Here is a 7,888-nt window from a genome sequence, read left to right as displayed (position 1 = left end):
CGCACCATGGTTGAGTGTGTGGCTACTGAGTACGGCGTGGCCCATCTGCATGGCCTGTCTTTAGGCGAGAGAGCCGCTGCCATGGCCGCTATTGCTCACCCTGACTTCCGGGAGGAACTGCTTCAATACGCTAAAGATAACTTCCATTGATAGAGAAGAACTATCGTGATCTCTAGGGGCAGCATCATAGCGTTTCGCATACTCCATGCATTTGTCGTCTTGATGCGGTCAAGATGCACATACCATGGAGGAGCTTGGTATTGCTGAAATGGAGAGGATATAAGTTATGTTTAGTGATAAAAATGGATGCCAACTGACTTGAGAAAGAAAACGTAAAATATGGCCTTCACGCCCTCCGATGTGGCCCTTGCCCCACCGGAGGGCGTGATACTGTTTCTGCGCCCTAAAGTATATATGTCACGCATATCAAAGTCCCTGTTCCTTATGTCTCGGAGAGCAGATGCTCATCTATGTACTGCGCTTTTTCTAACCTTTGGAAACTGTGGGATCACGACAGAGAAAGTGACTTGGCCGTTTTCACAGCGGTTGGTAATCCGGCCGCGGTGCCGGGACACGATTGCCCTCGCAGTGGACAGGCCGATCCCATAGCCGCCGGTAGCGCGGGCGCGGGAGGAGTCCGCCCGGTAAAAGCGGTCGAACCAGCGGGGCAACTGGGCGGTATCCGCCCCCGCGCAGGGGTTGGAGACAGAGAGATAGATATTCCGTCCCCGCTGGCCCAGGGAGAGACGAATCGTTCCCCCTGGATCACAGTATTTGACCGCGTTGTCCAGCAGAATGGAAAACAGACGAAACATATTTTCCTGCACCCCACGGAGCTCGACAGCGGGTGGGATGTGGGCCTCCAGGCGTTTGCCCTCCGCCTCTGCCAGCGGCTGAAAGCCTTCTGCGCTGGCCTGAGCCACCTCGCTGAGAGAAAAGGAGGTAACGGCGCTGTCCTCTATGGTTTCCTCTGTCCGGGCCAATTCCACCAAGTTTTTAATCAGCTTGTCCATCCGGGTAATCTGTGCCTGGGCGCTGTCGATCCACTTTTGTTCGGTATTCGGCTGACGCAGCAGCTCCACGTCCGCCGCCAGAATAGCCAGCGGCGTTTTCAGCTCATGGGAGGCGTCGGTGACAAACCGTTTCTGCCGCTCCAGATTCTCCACGAAGGGTCTCACCGCTCGTTTGGACAGTAGCATCAGCAGCAGAAAGACGATTACGGCGCAGGAGATGGCCACGATGACAGTGATACGGAGGGCGTTATAGGCGAACTGGAGCTGGAGAAAGCAGTCCAGCACGACAATAGTGCTTCCTCCATCCTCATGATGAAATATGCCATAGCGGTAGTAGTTGGCATAGCCCCGAGGCCGGTCAGAGGAGAGGATCTCGTTGATGCTCTCTACTACGGCCTGTCGGTCGACGGCGGCGATATGGTCGATATCGACGCCCCGTACTTCCTGGTCGGCGGTCAATTCCACGATGAAATAGCGGGTCTCGAAGGGAGTCTCCTGGGTAATGTGGAACCCAAAGGCCGCAGCCGGGTCGTGAGTCTCCGCCGGGGCAGGGAATACGCCGTCGTTCTCATAAAGCAGTGTGATGGCGCGGTCTGCCCGGCTCGTGGCGGTGTAGTGGGCGCCAAGGCCGATGGCAGTGCACAGGACGGCCAGCGTCCCCAGCAGAGAGAGCATGGCGATGAGGAGGAACCTCCGGCGCAGAGAGCGGATCATGAGATTTCCTCCAGCAGGTATCCCTGCCCACGGCGGGCTACGATGCGGACATTAGCGCCCAGAGACTCCAGCTTCCGCCGAAGATAGGAGATATAGGCCCAGACCACATTGATCTCCGCCTCGCTGTCATAGCCCCAAATCCTCTCCATGAACCGCTCTGTGGAGATGGGGCAACCGATATGACACATCAGAAGCTCAAGCATCTGGAATTCCTTGCTGCCCAGACGGATGGAGGAGGGACCGCGGCGCAGCTCGAAGGTGGTGCGGTCCAGGGTGATGTTCCCAGCGGAGAGCAGGTCGGGGGTGTACTCCGTGCCCCGGCGGGTCAGAGCCCGCACCCTGGCCGTAAACTCGCCGGGGTGAAAGGGCTTGGGGAGATAGTCGTCCGCACCGCTGTCCAATCCGGCGATCCGGTCGGCCACTTGACTTTTCGCGGTAAGTAGGAGTACAGGAGTTGAGATGCCCCGGTCCCGGAGTGCCCGGAGGACCTGGAGCCCATCCAGCTTCGGCATCATGATATCCAGGACCAGACAGTCGTAATTCCCGGTCAGCCCATAGTCCAAGGCGTCCTGCCCGTCATGGACGATATCCACCGCATAGTGCTCCCGACTCAAGAGAGCCTCCAGAACGTCTGTCATCTCTGCCTCATCATCGGCGATCAAGATCCGCATTCAGATCCCTCCTTTTGGGCAGAAAAGCCCAAAGTGATACGCTCCACGGCTAAATTACCTCGATGCGGAGCGGCCATCCCCCTGCGCATGCTGTCCAGTCAGGCGATGTCCCGGCCCAGGTCCAGATCACATTGGATGGAGCCATCGTCACAGAGGACAAAGAGCAGATCAACCGCTTCCGTGTCCTCTTTGACCACCACATACCCCGCCCCCTCCTGATCGGTAGAGGCGTCAATGACAGTGCCCTCGGAGAAGGAGATGGTGATGGTACCCAGAGGACCCGACTCCTTATCCAGAACGGTCACCTCCAGAGTCATTTTCCGCGGAAGGCCGGAAACCCGCAGCTCCCCCCACTCATCCAGGGGATATTCCGCGCTTTTGTCACCCGCGGAGAGCCGGATGGACTGCTCGGTCAGGGGACTGCCGTCCTCCCGCTGAAAGCTGGCGAGGATGGTAAGGCTTCCTTCCCCGGTGTCGCCGGAGGAAGCGAGGGGAGGCGCGGAGGATGAGGAGGAATGGTCTGCCTCTACTGTATCAGTACACCCTCCGGAAAACAAGAGCAAAAATGTGAACAACAAGACATATGCCGTGCGATAGATCGATTTCAATTTTTCATACCTCCTGTCAGCCCGCCGTGTAGGCGGGTTTCTGCCTGCCATTGTAAAAGTCAAACTCAAAATCTACTTAAAAAAGGTGGCGGACCTTTTTTAACTTGGTTTTAAGTTCTGTCTTTATAATGGCTCCATTGAAAGAAAAGGAGGAAACGTCCTTGATCGAGATCGAACATCTCACCAAACGATATGGGGATATCACCGCGGTTTCTGATCTAAGCATTAGGATCGAGAGCGGACAGATCTATGGATTCCTGGGGCCCAACGGAGCGGGGAAGTCTACTACGATGAACATTATGACCGGCTGCCTGTCAGCGACGGAGGGTCATGTGAGAATCGGAGGATACGACATTTTTGAGCAGCCGAATCAGGCCAAACGGCTCATTGGCTATCTTCCGGAGCAGCCGCCTCTGTATATGAACGAAACCCCGGAGGAGTATCTGCGTTTCGTGGGGGAGGCCAAAGGGCTGCATGGTCTGGAGCTGAAGAACCAAATAGAGGAGGTCATGGAGCAGACTGGAATAGAGCAGATGAGGGGCCGCCGGATCTCCGCTCTGTCCAAGGGCTACCGGCAGCGGGTGGGTATTGCCCAGGCGCTGCTGGGAAACCCGCAGGTCATTGTCCTGGATGAGCCCACGGTGGGGCTGGATCCGCTCCAAATCATTGAGATCCGCGACCTGATCCGTGAGCTGGGACGGACCCACACGGTGATCTTCAGCTCTCACATCCTTTCCGAGGTCCAGACCATCTGTGACCAGATCATCATGATCGCCCACGGAAAGCTGGTGGCCTTCGACACTCCGGAACACCTGGAGCGTACTCTGATGACGCCAAACGAGATCACCATCACGGCGGAGGCGCCCGAGGACGAGGTCAAGGCCGCCCTGTCTGGGGTTCCCGGAATTACGGACATCGACTGGAGAGAGGGAGAGCAGGGCTTGGTCACAGCCTGCATCCACACCGGGCTGGAGCGCATCCACGAGGCATCTAGGGCTATCTTTTTTGCCTTTGCCGACAGGAGAATCCCCCTGCTGGAGATGAGCCTGAAAAAAGCCAGCCTAGAGGACGTGTTCCTGGAGCTAACGGAGGCATCTCCTCATGATGAAAATGGAGCGGAAGGGGAGGTGGAGCAGGGATGATAGCAGTATGGAAACATGAGCTGAAGAACTATTTTCACTCGCTGACAGCCTATATCTTCGGCGCTTTTCTGTTGGCCTTTATTGGGTTGGGCGCTCTGCGCTACAACATTCAGGCCGCGGTCAGCAATTTTGAGTTCGTACTCAGCTATGGCTGCCTGATCTTCGTGGTCATCGTGCCCATCCTTACCATGCGGGTCATCGCGGAGGAGCGCAGACAAAAGACGGATCAGCTGCTTTACTCCCTGCCCATTACCACGGTGCAGGTGGTCCTGGGCAAGTATCTGGCTCTGCTGGTGGTCTATGCCGTCCCCCTGTGTCTGATCTCCCTGTACCCGCTGATCTTCTCCCAATACGGGGACGTATACCTGCCCACCTCCTACGGCTCTATCCTGGCCTTTTTGGTCCTGGGGGCCGCGCTGATCGCGCTGGGGATGTTCCTCTCCTCCCTTACGGATAACCAGGGCTTTGCCGCCGGCATCGGCATTGCGGTCATCCTGTTCAACTATTATAGCGTAAGCCTGTCTGAGTATGTGTCCTCCACCGCATTCGGGTCTATGGTGGCCATTTGTGTACTGATCCTGGCCCTGTGGGGGATCATAAGATACCTCACCAAAAATGAGACGCTGGCTTACGGCGTCAGCTTTCTCCTTCTGGCGGTCACCGTGGTCGCCTATCAGATGGATGCGGCCTCCTTTGAGGGGCTGCTCCCCAAGATCATGACACAGCTGTCACTGTTCGAACGCTTCTATGTCTTTGTCAACGGAGTTTTCGATATGACAGCCATTGTCTACTATGCTGCTGTGATCGTATTTTTCCTGTTCCTGTCGGTCCAGTCCCTGGAGAAGAGGAGGTATAACTGATGCGCAAGCCAAAACTTTTCCAATCGGCCCCACAGAGAGAGGGAAACCAGAACGCCTTTCGGGGCGGCGCCTATTCCATTGTCGTCACCGCGGTGGTGCTGGCCATTCTGGTGGCAGTCAATGTCTTTGTCTCCGCCCTCCCCTCCAACCTGACCAAGTACGACATGAGCGCCACCAAGCTCTACTCCATCACCAGCAACACCAAGGTGGTGGTCAACGCGCTGGAGGAGGATGTAACGATCTACTGGGTGGTCCAGTCGGGGAAAGAGGACGACGTAATCGAAAACCTGCTCAATAAGTACGAAAGCCTCTCTGACCATATCCAGGTCGTGAAAAAGAACCCGGACGTATTCCCTACCTTCGCCCAGCAGTACACCGACGAGACGGTGACTAACAACAGCCTGATCGTGGAGTGTGGGGATCGGAGCCGCTATATCAGCTACAACGATATCTATATCCAGGAGGCGGACATATACTCTTACTCCTACAATACCTCCTTTGACGGTGAGGGGGCCATCACCTCCGCCATCGACTATGTGACCGCAAAGGAGCTGCCCCAGCTCTATCTACTGGAGGGACACGGGGAGGCGGAGCTGCCCGCCACCTTCCAGGAACAGCTGGAGAAAGAAAACATCCAAGTCGATCCTCTCTCCCTGCTCACCGTGGACGCAGTGCCGGAGGATGCCGACTGTGTCATGATCTACGGCCCGGAGAGCGACCTGTCCCAGAAGGAGGTGGAGATGCTGGACGAGTATACCAGCGGCGGCGGCAAGCTGCTGGTCATGGCGGGCCCCACCCAGGAAGACCCTCTGGATGAGCTGTACGGGCTGATTGCCAGCTACGGTGTGACACCCAATGAGGGCGTAGTGGTGGAGGGCGACCGGGAGCACTACGCCTTCCAGGTCCCCTATATCCTGCTGCCCGACATGAACAGCCACGGGATTACCGATTCGCTGATCGAGGAGAATTACCTGGCCATCATGCCCATCGCCCAGGGACTGACGGTGTCGGCTGACGGGGAGGGGAGCGGGGTGACTTCCCTGCTCACCACCTCGGCCGCCTCCTTCAGCAAGGCCGCCGGTTATGACCTGGACACCTACGAGAAGGAGGAGGGGGATATCGACGGCCCCTTTGCTCTGGCGGTGTCCATCGACTGTGGGAATGGAGGTCAGATCATCTGGTTTTCCTCCTCTGCGTTCCTGGATGATATGTACAACGCCTATTCCTCCGGGGCCAACGGGGACCTGGCGATGAACGCGGTGTCCTCTCTGATTGGAGAGAGCGAGGCCATGGCCATCCGGAGCAAATCCCTGAATTACAATTATCTGACTATCAACGACGCTGTGTCCTCTCTGCTTCAGGTGGTGATGATCGGCGTGTTCCCCCTGCTGTATCTGGGCATCGGGATCTGGGTGGTCTTGAAGAGGAGGCGTGCGCAAAATGTACCGGTCTAAACGGATCGTGATTTTACTAGCTGTCCTGGCGGTGTGCTGCGTTGCGGCATTTGCCGCCCTCCAGGTACAAGAGCGCCAGGAGCGGATTGAAACCAGCGGAGAGGTCGTCCTGGAAATCGACAGTGACGCGGTCCAGACCCTCTCCTGGACCTATGAGGGGGAGACCCTGTCGTTTCACCGGGATGGGGACTGGCTCTATGATGGAGATGAGACGTTCCCCGTGGACGGAGAAAAGGTAGGCGAGCTGCTGGAGACGTTCCAATCCTTCGCGGCGGCCTTCGTCATTGAGGAGGTGGAGGATCCGAGCCAGTACGGCCTGGATGACCCAGTATGCACCATTACGCTGGGTACAGGTGAGAACAACTACGAGATACTGCTCGGCGACTTCAGCGCCATGGATTCCCAGCGATATGTGTCCATTGGGGATGGAAAGGTGTATCTGGCCGCCAGCGACCCCCTGGACCAGTTTGACGCGGGGCTCCGCGACATGATAGACCACGACGACATCCCGGAGCTGGATCAGGTGACCCGGCTGCGGTTTGACGGGGTGGAGAACTATACAGTCACCTATGAGGAGGACAACTCCGCAAGCTGGTGCGAGGAGGACATTTACTTTACCCAGCGGGATGGAAAGACGCTCCCGCTGGACACTGGGCGGGTAGAGGATTACCTGCATAATATCAGCTACTTGGCCCCCAACAACTATGTGACCTATCATGCTACTGAGGAGGAACTGGCCAGTTATGGCCTGGATGAGCCGGAGCTGACGGTGACCGTGGACTATACAGCCGAGGACAGGGCAGAGGAAAAGGCCTCCGGTACTCTTATACTCCACATCAGCCGGGACCCGGAGGAGCGCTTGGCCGCCCAGGAGGCGGCAGATACCGGGGAAACGGAGGAAGAGGAGACGATTACCGCCTATCTGCGAGTGGGAGATTCCCAGATCGTCTATCAAATTACGTCGGAGGATTACCAGGAGCTGATGGCCGCTTCCTACGATGACTTGCGGCACCAGGAGGTGCTGTCCGCCGACTTTGGGGATATCCGGCAGATCGAAGTTACTCTGGAGGGGGCCAGCCATACCCTTACCGCCCAGGGCGAGGGCGAGGACCGGACCTGGCTCTACCAGGGGGAGGAAGTGGATATCTCCGCGTTCCAGGAGGCGCTGGAGAGCCTGAGTGCCGACAGCTTTACTGACGAGCGGCCTTCCCAGCGGCAGGAGATTGCCCTGACCGTCTATCTGGACAACGACGCATTCCCGCAGGTGGCGGTGGAGCTGTACCGCTGGGACGGCGAGCACTGCCTGGCGGTGGTGGACGGGGAGCCGGTCTCCCTGGTGGCCCGTTCCGGGGCCGTGGACCTCATCGAGGCGGTCCAGGCCATCGTGCTGAACTGAAGCTCCGTCCGCCGGACAGACCGCGCCCCA

The 7,888-nt window shown here is 57.6% G+C and carries 8 protein-coding genes; 5 read left to right on the top strand and 3 right to left on the bottom strand.

The genetic code is table 11. The features are described from left to right. Positions 1 to 6 precede the first annotated feature (6 nt). On the top strand, positions 7 to 150 hold the full coding sequence (locus H8S11_RS11030; RefSeq protein ID WP_243201031.1) for an acetyl-CoA hydrolase/transferase C-terminal domain-containing protein: 144 nt from the start codon (positions 7 to 9) through the stop codon (positions 148 to 150). A 314-nt stretch (positions 151 to 464) separates the two neighbouring features. Here the strand turns inward: H8S11_RS11030 and H8S11_RS11025 are convergent, their stop codons facing one another. From H8S11_RS11025 to H8S11_RS11015, 3 genes are all read right to left on the bottom strand, one after another. Next, positions 465 to 1,727: a sensor histidine kinase gene (locus tag H8S11_RS11025; protein ID WP_147571126.1), complete on the bottom strand. Its 1,263-nt coding sequence runs from the start codon at positions 1,725 to 1,727 to the stop codon at positions 465 to 467. Next, positions 1,724 to 2,398 carry a response regulator transcription factor gene (locus H8S11_RS11020; RefSeq protein WP_186853172.1) on the bottom strand — a complete coding sequence of 225 codons (675 nt, stop codon included), beginning with the start codon at positions 2,396 to 2,398 and terminating at the stop codon, positions 1,724 to 1,726. Before H8S11_RS11020 ends, H8S11_RS11025 begins: the two co-directional genes overlap by 4 nt. Before the next feature lie 98 nt (positions 2,399 to 2,496). Beyond that, positions 2,497 to 3,006 (bottom strand): hypothetical protein, encoded by a 510-nt coding sequence (locus H8S11_RS11015; RefSeq protein ID WP_147571124.1) that lies wholly within the window; start codon positions 3,004 to 3,006, stop codon positions 2,497 to 2,499. A gap of 161 nt (positions 3,007 to 3,167) precedes the next feature. Between H8S11_RS11015 and H8S11_RS11010 the strand changes: the two genes are divergently transcribed. The 4 genes from H8S11_RS11010 to H8S11_RS10995 are packed head-to-tail and all read left to right on the top strand — an operon-like array spanning position 3,168 to position 7,858. Next, entirely contained in the window at positions 3,168 to 4,148 is a 981-nt protein-coding gene (locus tag H8S11_RS11010; RefSeq protein WP_186853171.1) for an ABC transporter ATP-binding protein, read from the top strand. Continuing rightward, on the top strand, positions 4,145 to 5,008 hold the full coding sequence (locus tag H8S11_RS11005; protein WP_147571122.1) for an ABC transporter permease: 864 nt from the start codon (positions 4,145 to 4,147) through the stop codon (positions 5,006 to 5,008). Before H8S11_RS11010 ends, H8S11_RS11005 begins: the two co-directional genes overlap by 4 nt. Then, complete coding sequence (locus H8S11_RS11000; RefSeq protein ID WP_186853170.1) at positions 5,008 to 6,462, top strand: GldG family protein; 1,455 nt, start codon at positions 5,008 to 5,010, stop codon at positions 6,460 to 6,462. The genes H8S11_RS11005 and H8S11_RS11000 overlap by 1 nt, the downstream gene beginning before the upstream one ends. Then, entirely contained in the window at positions 6,449 to 7,858 is a 1,410-nt protein-coding gene (locus H8S11_RS10995) for a DUF4340 domain-containing protein (protein WP_186853169.1), read from the top strand. The genes H8S11_RS11000 and H8S11_RS10995 overlap by 14 nt, the downstream gene beginning before the upstream one ends. Positions 7,859 to 7,888 lie beyond the last annotated feature (30 nt).

It is taken from the genome of Flintibacter hominis (genome assembly GCF_014287965.1).
GTDB lineage: Bacteria > Bacillota > Clostridia > Oscillospirales > Oscillospiraceae > Lawsonibacter > Lawsonibacter aceti.
Note: the sequence above shows the minus strand (reverse complement) of the source record. Positions and strands in the feature narration are given on the sequence as shown.